Source organism: Stenotrophomonas sp. 22385, assembly GCF_052045085.1.
Taxonomy (GTDB): domain Bacteria; phylum Pseudomonadota; class Gammaproteobacteria; order Xanthomonadales; family Xanthomonadaceae; genus Stenotrophomonas.
Genome location: NZ_JBQEOG010000001.1, coordinates 763,165 through 779,766 on the forward strand (window position 1 = coordinate 763,165; position 16,602 = coordinate 779,766).

At 67.5% G+C, this 16,602-nt stretch carries 16 protein-coding genes; 11 read left to right on the plus strand and 5 right to left on the minus strand.

Going from position 1 to position 16,602, the window contains the following annotated elements; translation table 11 throughout:
* Positions 1-59 precede the first annotated feature (59 nt).
* Both ACTJI4_RS03240 and ppa read right to left on the minus strand, forming a co-directional pair.
* Positions 60-1,181, minus strand: a complete 1,122-nt coding sequence (locus tag ACTJI4_RS03240) for an HDOD domain-containing protein (RefSeq protein ID WP_392917982.1) — start codon at positions 1,179-1,181, stop codon at positions 60-62.
* A 152-nt stretch (positions 1,182-1,333) separates the two neighbouring features.
* Positions 1,334-1,870, minus strand: coding sequence for an inorganic diphosphatase (gene ppa / locus ACTJI4_RS03245; protein WP_320458030.1), 537 nt, complete (start codon positions 1,868-1,870; stop codon positions 1,334-1,336).
* 189 nt (positions 1,871-2,059) lie between these two features.
* Here ppa and ACTJI4_RS03250 point away from each other — a divergent pair, with 189 nt between their 5' ends.
* The 5 genes from ACTJI4_RS03250 (at position 2,060) to ACTJI4_RS03270 (ending at position 7,833) form a co-directional block, all read left to right on the plus strand.
* A complete protein-coding gene (locus tag ACTJI4_RS03250) occupies positions 2,060-2,584 on the plus strand; it encodes a hypothetical protein (protein ID WP_392917978.1) in 525 nt (174 codons plus the stop codon).
* 39 nt (positions 2,585-2,623) lie between these two features.
* The gene (locus ACTJI4_RS03255) at positions 2,624-3,130 is read left to right on the plus strand and encodes a hypothetical protein (RefSeq protein ID WP_392917976.1); all 507 of its coding nucleotides are present in this window, start codon (positions 2,624-2,626) and stop codon (positions 3,128-3,130) included.
* Positions 3,131-3,238: 108 nt separating this feature from the next.
* Positions 3,239-3,739 carry an RNA polymerase sigma factor gene (locus tag ACTJI4_RS03260; protein ID WP_392917973.1) on the plus strand — a complete coding sequence of 167 codons (501 nt, stop codon included), beginning with the start codon at positions 3,239-3,241 and terminating at the stop codon, positions 3,737-3,739.
* Positions 3,740-3,812: 73 nt separating this feature from the next.
* Positions 3,813-4,775, plus strand: coding sequence for a FecR family protein (locus ACTJI4_RS03265; RefSeq protein ID WP_392917971.1), 963 nt, complete (start codon positions 3,813-3,815; stop codon positions 4,773-4,775).
* 133 nt (positions 4,776-4,908) lie between these two features.
* Positions 4,909-7,833: a TonB-dependent receptor gene (locus ACTJI4_RS03270; protein WP_392917969.1), complete on the plus strand. Its 2,925-nt coding sequence runs from the start codon at positions 4,909-4,911 to the stop codon at positions 7,831-7,833.
* Positions 7,834-7,872: 39 nt separating this feature from the next.
* Here the strand turns inward: ACTJI4_RS03270 and ACTJI4_RS03275 are convergent, their stop codons facing one another.
* Positions 7,873-8,118 (minus strand): DUF2789 domain-containing protein, encoded by a 246-nt coding sequence (locus ACTJI4_RS03275; RefSeq protein WP_392917967.1) that lies wholly within the window; start codon positions 8,116-8,118, stop codon positions 7,873-7,875.
* 177 nt (positions 8,119-8,295) lie between these two features.
* On the opposite strand from ACTJI4_RS03275, the gene ACTJI4_RS03280 reads away from it, so the two are divergent.
* Both ACTJI4_RS03280 and ACTJI4_RS03285 read left to right on the plus strand, forming a co-directional pair.
* A complete protein-coding gene (locus ACTJI4_RS03280; protein ID WP_392917965.1) occupies positions 8,296-8,883 on the plus strand; it encodes a biliverdin-producing heme oxygenase in 588 nt (195 codons plus the stop codon).
* A gap of 28 nt (positions 8,884-8,911) precedes the next feature.
* Complete coding sequence (locus ACTJI4_RS03285) at positions 8,912-9,274, plus strand: YbaN family protein (protein ID WP_440868496.1); 363 nt, start codon at positions 8,912-8,914, stop codon at positions 9,272-9,274.
* A 49-nt stretch (positions 9,275-9,323) separates the two neighbouring features.
* Here the strand turns inward: ACTJI4_RS03285 and ACTJI4_RS03290 are convergent, their stop codons facing one another.
* Positions 9,324-11,351 (minus strand): sodium-translocating pyrophosphatase, encoded by a 2,028-nt coding sequence (locus ACTJI4_RS03290; protein WP_392917961.1) that lies wholly within the window; start codon positions 11,349-11,351, stop codon positions 9,324-9,326.
* Positions 11,352-11,687: 336 nt separating this feature from the next.
* Here ACTJI4_RS03290 and ACTJI4_RS03295 point away from each other — a divergent pair, with 336 nt between their 5' ends.
* The gene (locus ACTJI4_RS03295; RefSeq protein ID WP_440868497.1) at positions 11,688-12,191 is read left to right on the plus strand and encodes a hypothetical protein; all 504 of its coding nucleotides are present in this window, start codon (positions 11,688-11,690) and stop codon (positions 12,189-12,191) included.
* 97 nt (positions 12,192-12,288) lie between these two features.
* Here the strand turns inward: ACTJI4_RS03295 and ACTJI4_RS03300 are convergent, their stop codons facing one another.
* Positions 12,289-13,545 (minus strand): 6-phosphofructokinase, encoded by a 1,257-nt coding sequence (locus ACTJI4_RS03300; RefSeq protein ID WP_440868498.1) that lies wholly within the window; start codon positions 13,543-13,545, stop codon positions 12,289-12,291.
* Positions 13,546-13,684: 139 nt separating this feature from the next.
* Between ACTJI4_RS03300 and ACTJI4_RS03305 the strand changes: the two genes are divergently transcribed.
* From ACTJI4_RS03305 to ACTJI4_RS03315, 3 genes are all read left to right on the plus strand, one after another.
* Positions 13,685-14,248 (plus strand): adenylate kinase, encoded by a 564-nt coding sequence (locus tag ACTJI4_RS03305; RefSeq protein ID WP_392917953.1) that lies wholly within the window; start codon positions 13,685-13,687, stop codon positions 14,246-14,248.
* Between the two features lie 366 nt (positions 14,249-14,614).
* Positions 14,615-15,979 carry a UDP-N-acetylmuramate:L-alanyl-gamma-D-glutamyl-meso-diaminopimelate ligase gene (mpl, locus tag ACTJI4_RS03310; protein ID WP_440868499.1) on the plus strand — a complete coding sequence of 455 codons (1,365 nt, stop codon included), beginning with the start codon at positions 14,615-14,617 and terminating at the stop codon, positions 15,977-15,979.
* Between the two features lie 10 nt (positions 15,980-15,989).
* Positions 15,990-16,601, plus strand: coding sequence for an LON peptidase substrate-binding domain-containing protein (locus ACTJI4_RS03315; protein ID WP_392917948.1), 612 nt, complete (start codon positions 15,990-15,992; stop codon positions 16,599-16,601).
* Position 16,602: the final 1 nt, after the last annotated feature.

Genomic DNA, 16,602 nt, shown 5'->3' on the forward strand with positions numbered 1-16,602 from the left:
CACGCCATCATCGTTCCTGAAATCGCCGCCGGCAGGCAACGACCGCTGGTCGTTGCGCCTTATGCGTCCGCCGTAGCGAGACCCATCAACCCATTGGCGTGATCCCGCCACTGCGGCAGCTTGGCCAGCACGCCCGCACGCTGCAGGTAGTCCTCGTCCACCGGGTCGCCGTTGACCAGCGCCAGCGCCACGTGCACTGCGCCGGTGACCCAGAAGCTGCGCGTGTTGGAACGCTGCGGCTGCAGGTGGAAGGCCACCGCTTCGATGATCGGCATCGGCAGGCCCCACAGCCCCAGCAGGTAGGCACCGGCTTCGCTGTGCCCCGGGCGCGGATCGGCGTCGTCGGCCGGTTCGCTGCGCTCGTTGCGCACACCGGGCAGCAGCAGGCCGATATCGGCCAGCAGTGCGGCAGTCGCGCCCAGTTCGGCGCTGGAGTCAGGCAACAGCTTCGCGGCCAGCCGCGACGCGAGCAGGGCGCGCTGCTGCAGCGCGTTGCGCTCGCCGCTGGACAGCGGCGAGGCCGAGAACACCTCGCTGGCCAGCACCAGGTCGCGCAGGGTTGCCAGGCCCAGCCGGGTCACGGCGGTGCGCAGGTCGGAAATGGTCCGGCCGCTGTTGAAGAAGGCCGAGTTGGACAGCTGCAGCACCTTGGCCGCGATGGCCGGATCGGCCGACACCAGCTTGGACACGTCGGCCGTGTCGGTGTCGTCGTCGTGCTCCAGTGCCTGGGTCAGGCTCAGGTACAGGTGCGGCGGCGAAGGCAGCTTCTCGATGCGGCCGATGGCACTGCGCAGGCGCGCACTGTCAAGCAGCTCGCGCAGCTCTTCCAGGCTGGTCAGCGCTTCAAGCAGCACTTCCGGTGCCAGCGGCAGCGGCAGGAAACGGTGGGCAACGCCGATCAGGCGTGCCGGCGGCGGGCGGTTGCCCTGGGCCGCGTCGACCAGCGCGATGCGGATCGTCTCCGGGCGCAGCGTCCGGATCTGGCCCAACAACGTGGTGGCGTTGAGATCGGGCAGGGAAGGGCAGGCGATCACCGCATCCACCGGCGTGGACGCCACCATGTTCATGGCCGTCTGGCCATCGGGTGCCCGCAACGGCTGCCACTCTTCCCCAAGATCGGCAATGAAATCCATCAGCTCAGCCGACAGGCTGGCTTCGTCCCCAACTAGCAGAATACGCACGACACAATCCCCTGGGTGACCACGATGAAACGCACCGTGGACGGTGTAGAAGTCGCAATGTACCCAATCCGGCGCAAACAGTGATGCGCCGCATTGTAAAAACGTGATGCCCATCGCTCCGGCGGCGTGCGCCGGAGCAGGGTCATTCAGCCTCAGCTGTTGCTGGACAGGTAGCGCTGGTGGGCGTCAACCAGGATCTGCTTGGCTTCGGCAGCGCCGCCCCAGCCGTCCAGCTTGACCCACTTGCCCTTCTCCAGGTCCTTGTAGTGCTCGAAGAAGTGGCCGATGCGCTCCAGCCAGTGCTTGGACACCTGCTCGATGTCTTCCACGTGCGCGTAGCCGCTGAACACCTTGGAGATCGGCACGGCCAGGATCTTTTCGTCGCCGCCGGCTTCGTCGCTCATCTTCAGCACGCCCACCGGACGGCAGCGCACCACCGAACCCGGGACCAGCGGCAGCGGCAGCACGACCAGCACGTCGGCCGGATCGCCGTCGCCACACAGGGTGCTCGGCACGTAGCCGTAGTTGCAGGGGTAGCGCATCGGGGTGGAGAGGATGCGGTCGACGAAGATCGCGCCGGTTTCCTTGTCCACTTCGTACTTGACCGGTTCCGAGTCCTTCGGGATCTCGATGATGACGTTGATTTCTTCCGGCGGGTTCTTGCCGGGCGAGACGAGTTCCAGACCCATGGTGTGCTCCGAGAGGGGGGGATGGCGCGATAAGACCTCCCATTTTATGCCTTTGCCGGCCAACGTGCAGGTGGGGGCATGCCGACCCACGTTCGCGGCGAGCGCCGACCCGCGGACTGGCGCCCCGCTGATCCCCCCCAAGCCGCCGGCAGCGCACCGTAGAGCTCCCGCCACGAGCCCGAGCGCCCCATGTCCCAGCCTTCACCGTTGCGCCGTCTGCAGTCGCTGTGCTCCGTCCTGCTGGTGGCCGGCACCGTCCTGCCAGCCCCGGCGGCCGCCAGCCCGCCGCGCTACATCGACCTTGCCGACCGCCTGGAACCGGGCGAGCCGGTCGACGACACCGCCTATCACGATCTCGACCGCTGGCTGGCAGAGGAGTTCACCGATGCCTGCCCGGACGTGTTCTGCGCGGGCGCGTTCGGAAACTACCGCCCGCTGCGCCTCAACTGCGTGGTCGACACCCGTGACGACCACATCCACAACTGCCGGTACGCGGTGGTCGCCAGCCAGAGCCGGGTCCATCCCGGCAACGGGGCGGTCACCACCGAACTCAGCCAGTGGCATTGTCCGGTACCGCTGCCGGCCGGTGTGTCGGCCGCCACGTTCCTGTCGGTCATGACCACCCTTCAGCCGGACAGCTCCGGCTACCTGTTCAACCGCCTGCCGGGCTCGTCGGAGTCACTGTTCGACGTCCTGCGCCGCTGCCTGCCTTGACCCCATGAACCTGAACCCAGGACCCGAGGAGAACTGCCCATGCATGGCCTTTCCGTACTGCTCCGTTGTTCCCTGTTGCCCGCCGCGCTGCTGCTCCTGCTTCCTGCATCGGTCGTGCGCGCTGCCGCCGCAGTTCAACCGCTGCACGTCGATCTGGTCGATTACCCCACGCCGCAGGCGAACTGGTCAGCCTTCCGCGACCTGCGCCACCGCCTTGAGGCCGGGTTCGACGACGTCTGCCCCGACACCTTCTGCGAAGGCGAGTACACCGACTACCAGCCGCTGAAGATGCGCTGCTCGGTTGAACTGGCCACGGGTCGGGTGAAAACATGTGGCTGGGCATTTGCCGCCAGCGATCTGCAGGTCGACCCATCGACGGGCAACCTGGAGCGGCAGCAGCCCACCTGGCTGTGCCATTTCCCGATTGGCGGCGGCACTACCGTAGCGGCGTTGCTGGCGGCGATGGACGGGCCGCAGCCGCTGTTACGGCGTCTTCCCGGTACGGGACAGTCGGTATTCGAGGCGCTGGGAGACTGCCTGCGCTAGTCGCCCGCGCAAGGGGGGGGGCTGCATTTTGTGGATGCGATGCAACGAACTTAACGTGACGCATTCTCATTTGGGCGGTAAGATGCGGCTGCTCCGCGCGCCCTCCGCATGTCCTCCAACGCCTCCACCCTGACCGACCTGTTGATCCGCGAACGCCCGGCGCTGCTGCGCCTTGCGCAACGGATCCTCGGCAGCGACGGCAGCGCCGAGGACGTGATTCAGGCTGTCTGGTTCAAGGCGCGCGGGGTGGATGCCAGCCTGACCATCGACAACCCGCGGGCCTATCTGTACCGTCTGGCCACCAACCTGGCTACCGACCAGGGCCGGGAACGCAGCCGCCATGCGCGGCTGTTGGCCGACCACTATCTGTGGGGGCCGGATGAAGTGCTGTCCACGGAAGAACAGGCCATGGCCCAGGACGAGCTGCAGCGCGTGCTCGCCGCAGCCGACCACCTTCCCGAACCGACGCGCACGATCTTCCGCCTCAACCGGTTGCAGGGGCTGACCCAAGCGGAAATTGCCCGGCGCCGCGGCGTGTCGGTCACGACCGTGGAAAACCATGTGCGCGCTGCGTTGCAGCGGCTGGCATGGGCGCGTAGCGGCCGGTGACGCGCGGGCGTGGGGAAGTGCCGTTCCCCAGGTCTTGATGGTATCGGCGCTGCCCTTCCCACGCTTGCCAGCCATGAGCCCGCACGACCTGCCCACCGACCCGACCACGCCCACCCCGCCCGACCTGCTTGCCGAACAGGCGCAGGCGTGGATCACATGGCTGGCCTCCGGCTCCGTGGATGCGCCGCGCATGCAGGCCTTTGAAAACTGGCTCAGCCTGCCCGGTCATCGCCGGGCATTCGAATACGAGCGCCAGCTGTGGCAGGCCGTGGCGCAGCCCCCGGCGGTGGCACAGCGCGCGCAGACCCGCCATCGTCGCCTTTCACGCTTGGCCCTGGCCACTGCCGCCGCGTTGGCGCTGGCATGGGTTTCACCCGAAGCCTGGCTGCGCCTGCGCGCGGATCATCGCAGCAGCCAGGAGGTCGTCACGCTCGCCTTGCCCGATGGCAGCCGCGCGGTGCTGGATGCCGATTCGGCGATTGCCGTGGACTACGACGACCAGCGGCGCGGCATCCGCCTGCTGCGCGGGCGCGCCTGGTTCGAAGTTGCGCCCGGGCACGCGCAGCCATTCCAGGTGAGCGCGCAGGGCGGCATGGTGGAGGACATCGCGACGGCGTTCGCGGTGGCCAGCACCCCGCAGGGGGTGCAAGCGGAAGTCTCGCAGGGCCAGGTCCGCGTCGCGGCCTCACCCAATGGCGGGTGGACGTACCTGTTGGCGGGCCAGCGCGCCGGCTTCGCGCAAGGAGGTCGGGTGGTGCGCCATGACGACCTCGCCCCCGATCGCATCGCCGCATGGCGCGACGGCGAGCTGCTCCTCGATTCCACCGGGGTGGCAGACGCGGTTGCGCAGATTGCCCGCTATCGCGACGGACCCACCTACGTGCGCGGCGACCTCTCATCCCTCCCCACGGTCAACGCTGCGCTGCGCGCGGACCAGCCCGAGCAGGCACTGGACGCGCTGGCGACGTCGGCCGGGCTGCGTGTCACGCGCCTTCCGATGGGCGTGGCGATCGTGAGCGTCGCACCGGCGCGCTGAACCCGCCTTGGGGAAGTGGCCGCGCCGCACGTCTTACCCCCGAACGTACCCGCCGCCGCCACGTACGCGCAGCGCCCGCACCCCGTGCGGGGAAGCCGTGCTTCCGCGGCATCGCCTCTCGACAGGTTTCAACATGCTTCCTCTTTCCCGACCGGCGCCGATGCTGCGCCCGTCCCGCCTGTTCATCGCGCTGTTGGCCGCCGGCATGGCCTGGGCAAGCACGCCGCCCGCCGTGGCTCAGTCGGCGGACACCCGCGCACTGGCCGGCACCCGTCAGTTCGACATCCCCGCCCAGCCGCTCGCCGATGCACTGCGTAGCTACATGCGTCAATCCGGGGTGCAGGTGGCGTACCCGTCCGCACTGGCCGACGGCGCACGCTCCACCAGCGTGCGCGGGGCGCTGGACCCACAGGTGGCACTGGCGCGGCTGCTGCACGGCAGCGGCCTGGTGCCGCGCGCGCTGGGCCCGGGTGCGGCGACCCTGGAGCGCGCGCCGCGCGGCCAGGGCGACGACGGGGTGATCCACACCGCTCCCCTGCGCGTGGCCGCAGACCAGGTCAGCGCCCAAGGCGCCGCCGAGCGCGCGCTGGAGCAGTACCGCAACAGCGGTTCAAGCGTATACGTGCCGCGCGCCACCATCGAGCGCTTCCGCGGTACGTCCACCGCCGACATCGTCAAGGGCGTGGTCGGCGTCACCGCCGGTGATCCACGCACGGCCAGTGCGCTGGACCTCAACATCCGCGGTATCCAGGGCCAGAGCCGAATCCCGGTGATCATCGACGGCGGGCAGTCCACCATGGACACCTACCGCGGTTATGCCGGCCAGTCGCAGCGCACCTACCTCGACCCGGACCTGATCTCCAGCCTTACCGTGACCAAGGGCCCCAGCCTGGGCGCCAACGCGTCGGGTGGCATCGGCGGCGTAGTGGAAATGGAAACGCTGGACATCGGTGATGTGCTGCGCGACGGCCAGCGCGCCGGCCTGCGCGTGCGCAGCGGCATCTCCAACGGCAGCGCGCGCGATCTTCCCGCGTACAACGCCACCCCCGGCACCCACCGCAACAGCCTCGGTGGGCAGTTCTTCAACATCGCCGGCGGCAGGCAGTGGGATCGCTTCGACCTGGTGGCGGCCTATGCCTGGCGCGATACCGGCAACTACCATGCGGGCAAGCACGGCTACGACGATTTCCCGCAGACCCGGCGCACCCTTGCGCCGCTGAACCCGCCCAGCACCGAAGTGTTCAATACCTCGTCCAAGTCCAACTCGGTACTGCTCAAGGGCACCTGGCGGATTGACGACACGCAGACGCTGGAAGCCGGCTATCGCCGCTACAGCGGCCGCCAGGGGGAAATCATGGCCTCGCAGATCATCCGCGTGGACCGCGACCGCGTACCGCAGTGGGAGCCGGGCAGCGTGGACATGGATGCCTACAACCTGCGTTACCGCTTCAATCCGGACAACGACATCGTCGACCTGAAGGCCAACCTCTGGTACACAGACGCCGACAGCCTGATGTACAACGGCCTGACCGGCATCACCCCGTGGTACTTCGACCGCCGCACCGAGTGGTATGACGGCCCGTCCTTCAACACCGATCCCGGTTACAAGGAGGCCTACCGCAACGACATGGCCCAGACCCGGCTCGGCCTGGACGTGTCCAACACCACGGTGATGAGCACCGACAGTGCCGGCTTGTTCACCTTCGACTACGGGTTGTCCTTCAGCGACGAAGACGTGGGCCCGGGCGACAGCGCGCCGATCATGCACGATGACCTGATCAACAACCGCTTCCTGCGCAATGCCACGCGCAGGGAGTACAGCGCAGTGACCTCGATGAAGTGGCAGCCGGGCGAGCGCTGGGACATTCTGGTGGGCGGACGCTTCAACCGCGTCAGCATCCGCGACCGCAACCGCCTGGCCACGCCGGATACCATGGAAGTGATCGGCCAGTACCGCTACACCCAGCTGCTCAACGGCAACCCGGCGCTGCCGGCGTGGCGCGCGCAGCGGATCGCCATGCTCAACTGGTACCCCGATGCGAACGGCCAGTTCACCGAAGCCTCGCTGCTGGCTTCGCCGTACAAGAAGGGCACGGTGGCCGACATCACCGGTTGGAACTTCCACGACGTCACCGCCACCGAAGACCTGATCGTACCGACCAGCTGGACCTGGTCGCAGCCGATCCGCCGCACCGACAACGCGTTCATGCCCACCGCCAGCGTCACCTGGCACGCCGCTGAAGACACCCTGGTGTACCTCAAGTACGCCGAAGGGGTGAAGTTGCCCAGCCTGTTCGAGAGTACCCTGGGGCTGTTCACGGCGGCCAAGCCGGTGGACGGCGAACTCAAGCCCGAGCGCGCCGGTACGTGGGAAGTGGGGGCCAGCACCGTGCGCCACGACCTGTTTGCCGAAGGCGACCAGGCCGCATTCAAGCTCTCCTACTTCAACACCCGCATCGACGATCTGATCACGCGCGACTACCGCACGCTGTCGGCCGGCTATATCCGCAACATTGATCGGTTCAAGGTCTCGGGCCTGGAGTTCCAGTCCAGCTATGACGCCGGCACGGTATTCGCCGATCTGTCGGCGCATTACTACTTTGAAGCCAAGACCTGCGCCCCGGACATCGCCGCCGAGCGCCGCGCTTATGGCGTGCAGCGGAAGATCGAAGAGCTGGCCAGTACCCCCGACTGTGTCGACGGCGGTTTCGAAGGCTCCTACAGCAACACCCAGAACCCACCGCGCTACACGGTCAACCTGACGCTGGGGTCACGGCTGGTGGACCAGCGCCTGGCCTTCGGGGCCCGCGTGATCCACAACAGCGGGCCGATCAGCACGCTGGACAAGGAATGGAACGTGGGCCTGTCGGCGATCCAGCAGCTGTACCAGCCGGCCACCATCGTGGACGTGTTTGCCAGCTGGCAGGCCAGCGAGCAGCTGGCGGTCGAGGTCAACGCAGACAACCTGACCGACCGTTACTACCTGGACCCGCTCGCACTGGGGGTAATGCCAGCCCCGGGCCGGATCATGCGTCTGTCGCTCACCTGGCGGTATTGAGAACGTCGCGGACCGGGATCCACCCGGCCCGCGCGGACACTACCGGGCGGTCGCATCCGCATGCAGCGCCTCGTTCAACTCATCCACCACGATCGCCCAATCCGCATCTTCCTTCAGCTCTTCGCGCAGGAACTGGCGCTGCGCATCGCTCCAGTACGTGGCTTCGGCCAAGGTCACGTCGCCGGGCAGCTGGTGCGCCCGGATGAACCCCGCAATGGCCTCAGGGCTGGAGTCCAACCCCAACTGCTCGAACAGGTTGGTCATGCGCGATTCGGTGGTGTCCATCATGGCAATCCTTGTGGGCGGAAGAATGCGCCATTATCAACACCCCAAGGTGAGGATGGCATCGCCGGAACGGGGGAGGGCAGCACCGGCGATCCGGGTTGGGGTAGTCTGCGCCACAGGCGTCCTATCCCTGTGCCGGGCCTTGCCGGCGCTGCCACCTCTTTCTGTCATAACGCCATGAACGCCACCGATACCCTTGAAGCCACCCGCAGCCAACGCCTGAAGGCGGCTACCCGAGACAGCCACGGCGCGCTGGACAAGCGCATCATGGCCGGCGACATCTTCGCCGACCGTGGGCGGTTCGCGCGCTTCCTGCGGGTCCAGTACCGCTTCCACCGCGATATCGACGGCCTGTACGCCAACGCCGCGCTGGATGCGCTGCTGCCGGACCTGGCCGAGCGCCGGCGGCTGCCGCAGATCACCCGTGACCTGCGCGATCTTGAACAGACCCTGCCAGACCCGGTGCCGCTGCGGCTGGACCCGGATCTGCCGCTGCCTGCTGCACTGGGCTGGTTGTACGTGGCTGAAGGCTCCAACCTCGGCGGCACCGTCCTGTACAAGATGGCCGCGCAGCTGGGACTGGATGCGGACTTCGGCGCCCGCCACCTGGCCGCGCATCCGGATGGTGCCGCACGCCACTGGCGCGCGTTTACCGCCGCACTGGACAGCGTGGTGCTTACCGAGCAACAGGAGCAGGAGGTGGTGGATGCGGCCGATGCCGCGTTCCGCAGCGTGCACGCTCATGTGGAGCTGGAATTCGCATGAGCACTGATGCGCGCATCGGGTGGCGCTGATGCGCTGGCTCTGGTTCTGCCTGGGCTGGGTAATGGTGGCGCTGGGGGTGATCGGCGCGCTGTTGCCGATCATGCCGACGACCATCTTCCTGATCCTGGCCGTGGGATGTTTCGCACGCAGCTCGCCGCGCTTTGAACGCAAGCTGCTGGAACATCCCCGGTATGGCCCGTCGTTGCGTGCATGGCGCGAGCAGGGCGCGGTGAGCCGTAAAGGCAAGGCATTTGCCGCCGGCGGCATGGCCTTCGGCTTCGCGATGTTCTGCTGGGGCGCGCGGCCATCGTGGCCGTTGCTGCTGGGCGTAGGCGTGTTCTTCGCGGCGAGCGCAGCCTACGTGCTGTCGCGCCCGACCCCGCTACCGTAGAGCCACGCAGGGTAGCCCCCGACCGTTGGTCGGGGGGACCCGAAAACTTCTACAACAACGGCACCAGCAACAACGCCACGATGTTGATGATCTTGATCAGCGGATTGATCGCCGGCCCAGCGGTGTCCTTGTAGGGATCGCCCACGGTATCGCCGGTTACCGCCGCCTTGTGCGCCTCGCTGCCCTTGCCGCCGAAATGGCCGTCTTCGATGTACTTCTTGGCGTTGTCCCAGGCACCGCCGCCGGTAGTCATCGAAATGGCCACGAACAGGCCGGTCACGATGGTGCCGATCAACAGCCCGCCCAGCGCGCGCGGCCCGAGCAGCAGGCCCACCACCACCGGCACCGCGACCGGCAGCAGCGACGGTACGATCATTTCGCGGATCGCCGAGCGGGTCAGCATGTCCACCGCGCGGTCGTACTGTGGCTTGCCGGTGCCTTCCATGATCCCGGGGATTTCGCGGAACTGCCGTCGCACTTCCTCCACCACCGCGCCGGCGGCACGGCCCACCGCTTCCATGGCCATTGCGCCGAACAGGTAGGGGATCAACCCGCCGATCAGCAGGCCGATGATCACCGTGTGGTCGGAGAGGTCGAAGGCGAACACTTCACCCGGGTGCGCCGCCTGCAGGTTGTGGGTGTAATCGGCGAACAGCACCAGCGCGGCCAATGCCGCCGAACCGATCGCATAGCCCTTGGTCACCGCCTTGGTGGTGTTGCCCACCGCATCGAGCGGGTCGGTGATGTTGCGGATCTCCGGCGGCAGCTCGGCCATCTCGGCGATGCCGCCGGCGTTGTCGGTGATCGGCCCGTACGCATCCAGCGCCACGATCATGCCGGCCATGGACAGCATCGCAGTGGCCGCGATGGCGATGCCGTACAGGCCGCCGTGCAGGTGCGCCAGCCAGATCGCCAGGCAGACCGCGATCACCGGCAGCGCGGTGGACTTCATCGACACGCCCAGGCCGGCGATGATGTTGGTGCCGTGACCGGTGGTGGACGCCTGCGCCACGTGCTGCACAGGCTTGTACTGGGTGCCGGTGTAGTACTCGGTGATCCATACGATCAGCCCGGTCAGGACCAGCCCGATCAGCGCGCAGAGATAAAGGTTCGTTGCCCCGTGGGCGTTGTCCGGCATCAGTTGCAGGGTGATCGGGTAGAAGGCGATGGCGGCCAGCACGCCCGACACGATCACGCCCTTGTACAGCGCGCCCATGATCGAACCGCCCGGCTTCACCTTGACGAACAGCGCGCCGATGATCGAGGCGATGATCGACACCCCGCCCAGCACCAGCGGATACAGGATCGCGTTGCGGCCGGCCTCGGCGATCATCAGGCTGCCCAGCAGCATGGTGGCGATCACCGTCACCGCGTAGGTCTCGAACAGGTCGGCGGCCATGCCGGCGCAGTCGCCGACGTTGTCGCCCACGTTGTCGGCAATCACCGCCGGGTTGCGCGGGTCATCCTCGGGAATGCCGGCTTCGACCTTGCCGACCAGGTCGGCGCCCACGTCGGCACCCTTGGTGAAGATGCCGCCGCCCAGCCGCGCGAAGATCGAGATGAGCGAGGAGCCGAACGCCAGCCCGACCAGCGCATGCAGCGCCGCCGCGGTATCCAGCCCCATCTTCAGCAGCAGCGCGTAGTAGCCGGCCACGCCGAGCAGGCCCAGCCCGACCACCAGCATGCCGGTGATCGCACCGCCGCGAAATGCCACGTCCATGGCGGCACTCAGCCCGTTGCGCGCCGCTTCGGCGGTGCGCACGTTGGCCCGCACCGACACGTTCATGCCGATGTAGCCGGCCGCACCGGACAGCACCGCACCGATCGCGAAGCCGATCGCGGTGTACCAGCTGAGGAAGATGCCGACGAGCACGAACAGCACCGCGCCGGCGATGCCGATGGTGAGGTATTGGCGGTTGAGGTAGGCGCGCGCGCCTTCCTGGATGGCGGCGGCGATTTCCTGCATGCGGGCATTGCCAGCCGGTTGCCGGAGGATCCAGCGTGCCGACACGATGCCGTAGAGAATCGCGAGAATGGCGCAGAACAGCGCCAGAGAAAGCCCATGACGTTCCAGCATGTCCCCTCCCGGGTGATGGATGGCATCCAGTTGACGGACGAACCTCACCACGCGGGGCACAACGGGCTGCAACGATGGACCAACCCGTTCAGACCGTATCCGGTCATCAAGCGTGTGGCTTTGTTCAGCAATCCCTGGTGCCCCGAGTATGCAGGGAAAAACAAGGAAAGCACCACAACCCTGCGCCAAAGCGCCAACCACGCCCCACTTGCCAGCCGCACGAGCGTAGTGCCAGGCCTTGCCTGGCAACCACGCACACCCAAATGGGGTAGCGCCTTGCCACACCATTCATCCACCCAATGCCAGCCTCCCCCCATCCCCAAGGAGGCCCCGCCCATGTTCCCCCGCCACCTCATCCTGCTGGCCCTGCTTCCCGCCCTCGCGGCTAACGCCGCTGAAACCCCCGAACGCCAGCGTCCGGTAGGCGCGGCACAGGCAGTGAACGTCACCCACACCCTGCGCCAGATCCCCGAAGCCTGCGCGCGCCTGGAAGGCACCTTCACCGGCGACGCAGCGCAGCCTTACCGATTCGTGGTCGCCCGCACCAGCGAGCAGTGCCAGCCGCGCGCGAAGTTCGTCGAGTTCGACAAGGCGCAGCCCAGCGAAGCCAAAGGCTGGAAGCTCAACGACGTGATCCGCGTACCCAGCGCGGCCTGTCCCGCACAGCAGGCGGTGGTGAGGGTCTGGCGCCTGCCGGTGGAACAGAAGCCGCAGCTCGACGGCCAGGGCCAGTCGCGCATCTATCTGGAAGACGCGAAAAAGCAGGCTGCCACCGGCCAGATCGCGAAGATCCCGATGTTCGCCGCGCAGATGACCGTGGAAGGCAAAGTGTGCGGCTGAAGGGCCTGCGTAGGGACACCCCATGGGTGTCCGCTCTTCGTTCCGGGGTCATGAACGAGCCACGCCGCGCGTGGCTGCACCGTGTCCCCAAGCCCGGTTATGCCTCAAATGCCGGCAGCTTCTTCTTCACTGCCACGTTCTTCAGGGTGACGTATTTGGGCAGGCCATCGCTGCCGTAGGGCAGCGGTGCCTCGCCCTTGATCAGCGGCGACAGATACGCGCGGGCCTTGTCGGTGATGCCGAAGCCGTCGCGGCGGATGAAACCGGCCGGCATCTTTTTCTCATGGTTGGCCACCTTGTGCAGCGGCGCCGGCTCGATCCTCCAGCGGTACGGCGCATCGCTGCTGCGCACGATCACCGGCATCACCGCGTTCTGGCCCTTCAGCGCGTACTGCACCGCCGCCTTGCCCACCGCCTGCGCCTGTTCCCAATCGGTCTTCGAGGCAATGTGCCGGGCCGAGCGCTGCAGGTAGTCGGGCAGGGTCCAGTGCACCTTGTAGCCGAGCGCGTCCTTCACGCGCGCGGCCAGCTGCGAGGCAACCCCGCCCAGCTGGGTGTGCCCGAAGGAATCCTTGCCGCCGCCAGCATCGGCCACGAACTGCCCATCGGCGGTCTGGATGCCTTCGGAGGCCACCACCACGCAGTGGCCCACGCGTTCGACCACCTGCTTCACCTTCGCCAGGAACGCGGCCTCGTCATAGGCACGCTCGGGCAGCAGGATGATGTGCGGAGCCTCGTCCGGGCCGTTTCCGGCCAGCCCTGCCGCAGCGGCCAGCCAGCCCGCATGCCGGCCCATGGCCTCGTACACGAACACCTTGGTGGAGGTTTCGGCCATGGCCGCTACGTCCAGGGCCGCTTCGCGCACCGACACGGCGGTGTATTTGGCCGCCGAACCGAAGCCGGGGCAGGTGTCGGTCACCGCCAGGTCGTTGTCGATGGTCTTGGGCACGCCGATGCAGGTGAGGTCGTAATCGAACGCCTTGGCCAGCTGGGAGACCTTCCAGGCGGTATCGGCAGAATCGTTGCCGCCGTTGTAGAGGAACCAGCGCACGTCATGCGCGCGCAGCACCGCCAGCAGGCGCTCGTAGCGGGCCCGGTCGGCGTCCAGCGACTTGAGCTTGTAGCGGCAGGAGCCGAAGGCGCCGCCGGGGGTATGGGCCAGCGCCGCAATTGCCGCAGCCGACTCCTTCGAGGTGTCGATCAGCTCCTCGCGCAGCGCGCCCAGGATACCGTTGCGCGCGGCCAAGACCTTGATTCCCTTGGCTCTGGCGGTGCTGATCACCGCCGAGGCGGTGGCATTGATGACGGCGGTGACGCCGCCTGACTGGGCGTACAGCAGGGTACCTTTGGACATGATGGGACCTTTGTCGGGGGGAAGGACATTGCAGGGACATTACCGGTATGAGGTAAAGTGCGCGTATTGCGGTGCAGCGTGATTGTGGACAATCCCGGGCGCGCGCCCTTCCGTTTTTTACCAAGTTGGAGTCAGGTTGATGCGATTGGTTCTGTTGGGACCGCCCGGTTCGGGCAAGGGGACGCAGGCGACGCGCCTGAAGGAACACCTGAACATTGCGCACATTTCCACCGGTGACCTGCTGCGCGCCGAAGTGGCCGCCGGCACCGAGCTGGGCAAGCAGGCCAAGGCCGTGATGGACGCCGGCAACCTGGTGTCCGATGACATCCTGCTGGGCATGCTGGAATCGCGCCTGGGCCAGGCCGACGTGGCCAACGGCTTCATCCTGGACGGTTACCCGCGCAACGTGGCCCAGGCCAACGCACTGGACGCCGTGTTGGCCAAGATCGGCCAGCCGCTGGACGCGGTGGTGCAGCTGGATGTGCCGAGCGAACTGCTGGTCGAACGCATTGCCGGCCGCGCCCAGGAACAGGGCCGTGCCGATGACAACCCCGAATCGGTGCGCAAGCGCCTGCAGGTCTACACCGACCAGACCGCGCCGGTGGTGGATTTCTACGCCGGCCGCGGCACCCTGGCGCGCGTGGATGGCGTGGGCGGGCTGGAAGAAGTGGAAGCGCGCATCCAGGCAGCGCTCCAGGGCTGATCAACCTACACGCGCACGCCCGGTCCTTTCGGAAGCCGGGCGTGCGGTGTAAGGCGCCAGCGATCGGGCCTGCTCAGAGCCCCACAATATGAGCCCCCCTGGGGATGGCCTCTTGGGGAGTAGGACCGTCGGGGGTACTGCGGCTGGCGCGGTGAATTGTGTCCGTCTTCACAGTACACCGCTATCGGGATTTCCCCGACAGCACGCCAAAAGCCGTGCGCTGTCGTCCTACGTTGTGCTGCGCAAACAGTGGGCCCCATTCCACCACCTACGTCCCCGCCGCTTCGCGGCGGCCCCCTGACTCAGGGGCATGGTGCGCTACAGCCTCATCTCCCCAACGTGGTGGGCTTTGGGCGACAATCGGGTATGAGCACGATCCACATTCTTGGAATTGCCGGCACCTTCATGGGCGGCGTGGCCGCCTTGGCGCGGGAACTGGGCCATACGGTCCGTGGCAGCGACCAGGCGATCTATCCGCCGATGTCCACCCAGCTGGAACAGCTGGGCATCGCCCTGGACCCGGGCTATCGCGGCGACAGCGTGGCCCGCGATTGCGATGAAGTCGTGGTCGGCAATGCGCTGTCGCGCGGCAATCCGGCCGTGGAAGCGGTGCTGGACGCGGGGCAGCGTTACATTTCCGGCGCGCAGTGGCTGTCCGAACAGGTGTTGCCGGGCCGCGACACGTTGGCCGTGGCCGGTACGCATGGCAAGACCACTACCACCACCATCCTGACCTGGCTGCTGCAGGCCGCCGGCCGCGAGCCGGGGTTCCTGATCGGCGGCGTGGCTGAGGATTTCGGCGTGTCCGCGCGCGTGGGGCAGGGGCGTGAATTCGTGGTCGAGGCCGACGAGTACGACACCGCGTTCTTCGACAAGCGCAGCAAGTTCGTGCACTACCGCCCGCTGGTGGCGATCCTCAACAACCTCGAATACGACCACGCCGACATCTTCCCGGACGTGGCCGCGATCCAGCGCCAGTTCCACCACCTGGTGCGCACCGTGCCCGCGCGCGGCCGGCTGATCGTCAACGGCGACGATGCCTACCTGGCCGAAGTGCTGGCGATGGGCTGCTGGACGCCGGTGGAACGCTTCGGCTTTGATCCCGGGCTGGAATGGCATGCCGAACTGGTCAATGCCGACGGCAGCGCCTTCACCGTGCACCACCGTGGCGTGGCGCTGGGCGAAGTGCGCTGGTCGCTGCTGGGCCGCCACAACGTGCTCAACGGCCTGGCCGCGCTGGCGGCCGCGCACGCGGTAGGCGTTGCGCCGGCCAGCGTGATTCCGGCATTGGCACGGTTCCGCAGCGTCAAACGCCGCATGGAAGTCATCGGCGTGGCCGACGACATCACTCTCTACGATGACTTCGCCCACCACCCCACCGCCATCCACACCACGCTGGAAGGGCTGCGCGCCAGGGTAGGCGAGCGCCGCATCGTGGTGGCGATGGAGCCGCGCAGCAACTCGATGCGGCTGGGCGCACATGCCGCTGCGCTGGCCCCCTCGTTGGCGCTGGCCGACGCGGTGGTGTTCCTGCACCGGCCGGAACTGGCCTGGGATGCGGCGAGCGTGATTGCTGCCGTTCGCGGCCAGGCGCACGCGGTGCGCGACACCGATGCACTGCTGGCGCAACTGGGCGCCATCGTGCAGCCGGGCGACCACGTGGTGTTCATGTCCAACGGTGGCTTCGACGGCGCGCCGCGCCGTTTCCTGGCCCAGCTTCAGGCCAGGTGATCGGCCGGCCATGACCGATTCCATCGCCACGCTCCCGTTGTTCCCGCTGCACGCAGTGTTGCTGCCCGGCGCCGCACTGGGCCTGCGGGTGTTCGAACGCCGCTACCTGGACATGCTGCGCGAGTGCAGCCGCAACAACACCCACTTCGGGGTCTGCCTGATCCTGGACGGCGACGAGGTCGGCGCCCCCGCCACCCCGGCCGCGCATGGTGTGGAAGCGCGCATCGACGATTTCGACATGGGCGACGACGGCGTGCTGGTGCTGCGCCTGCGCGGCCATCGCCGCTTCCATGTGCGCCAGGTACGGGTACGCGACAACGGCCTGATCATGGCCGACGTCGAATGGAGCACGCCCGACCATGATGACGAACTGCGCCCGGAACACGCGCTCCTGTCCATCGTGCTGGGCCACATCATTGAACAGGCCGGCACCGCCTTCGCGCCCGCGCACCCTGCGCTTCTGGACCAGGCGGCATGGGTCGGCTGGCGGCTGGCCGAACTGCTGCCGCTGGAGGAATCGCAGCGGTTGCAGCTGCTGCAGCACGATGACCCGCACCAGCGGCTGGACGCGCTGCTGCGCTGGATGCCGGCCAACGCAACGCCGATCGACGAGAACTGGTAAC